Annotated in this window: 3 tRNA genes and 2 rRNA genes; all 5 read right to left on the bottom strand. The window is 44.3% G+C overall.

The window, feature by feature from the left end:
- Positions 1-254: ribosomal RNA gene (locus L1D55_RS27305) — 23S ribosomal RNA — on the bottom strand; the annotation flags it as partial.
- Between the two features lie 287 nt (positions 255-541).
- Positions 542-617: transfer RNA gene (locus tag L1D55_RS27300), tRNA-Ala, on the bottom strand.
- A gap of 168 nt (positions 618-785) precedes the next feature.
- Positions 786-861: transfer RNA gene (locus tag L1D55_RS27295), tRNA-Ala, on the bottom strand.
- Between the two features lie 14 nt (positions 862-875).
- Positions 876-952 (bottom strand) — tRNA-Ile (locus L1D55_RS27290).
- Between the two features lie 67 nt (positions 953-1,019).
- A 16S ribosomal RNA gene (locus L1D55_RS27285) occupies positions 1,020-1,213 on the bottom strand; the annotation flags it as partial.

Here is a 1,213-nt window from a genome sequence, read left to right as displayed (position 1 = left end):
TTCGCTCGCCGCTACTTTCGGAATCTCGGTTGATTTCTCTTCCTCGGGGTACTTAGATGTTTCAGTTCCCCCGGTTTGCCTCTTGTTGCTATGTATTCACAACAAGATACTTACTTATGTAAGTGGGTTTCCCCATTCGGAAATCCCAGACTCAAATGACTTTTACTGTCTAATCTGGGCTTATCGCAAGTTAATACGTCCTTCATCGCCTCTGACTGCCAAGGCATCCACCGTRTACGCTTAGTCACTTAACCATACAACCCGAAGAGGTCTTTATGTATGRTAAACAACCAAGGTTTTGGTTGTAACAAGAAGGGTTAGTTCTTATTACGTGTTTGCCGGACTCAATTTTGAATACAAGACACTTGAATGTGTTTGTGTTGTGTTTATCTAAAGATAAACATTGAGAACTTTTAATTTGATTTAAATAACTTGTTATTTAAATCAGTCAGCTTTCCAAATTGTTAAAGAGCTTGATTCATAAATGAACCATTTTTAAAGATTCTACTTTCTATTATAAAGAAATAAGAACACTTAAAGATGGTGGAGCTATGCGGGATCGAACCGCAGACCTCCTGCGTGCAAGGCAGGCGCTCTCCCAGCTGAGCTATAGCCCCATCTAAGTCGATATTGGTGGGTCTGAGTGGACTTGAACCACCGACCTCCCGCTTATCAGGCGAGCGCTNAATCAGTCAGCTTTCCAAATTGTTAAAGAGCTTGATTCATAAATGAACCATTTTTAAAGATTCTACTTTCTATTATAAAGAAATAAGAACACTTAAAGATGGTGGAGCTATGCGGGATCGAACCGCAGACCTCCTGCGTGCAAGGCAGGCGCTCTCCCAGCTGAGCTATAGCCCCATCTAAGTCGATATTGGTGGGTCTGAGTGGACTTGAACCACCGACCTCCCGCTTATCAGGCGAGCGCTCTAACCAGCTGAGCTACAGACCCAATATCGTCTCTTTTACTTTCTAAACCGTATCAATCTGTGTGGACACTTATCGTGAATATCTTCGTATAAGGAGGTGATCCAGCCCCAGGTTCCCCTAGGGCTACCTTGTTACGACTTCACCCCAGTCATGAACCACAAAGTGGTGAGCGTCCTCCCGAAGGTTAAACTACCCACTTCTTTTGCAGCCCACTCCCATGGTGTGACGGGCGGTGTGTACAAGGCCCGGGAACGTATTCACCGTAGCATTCTGATCTACGATT

The organism is Vibrio sp. Isolate22, assembly GCF_022398115.1.
Classification (GTDB): Bacteria; Pseudomonadota; Gammaproteobacteria; order Enterobacterales; family Vibrionaceae; genus Vibrio.
The sequence above is the reverse complement of the archived record's forward strand: the minus strand, read 5'-3'. Positions and strand labels throughout refer to the sequence as shown.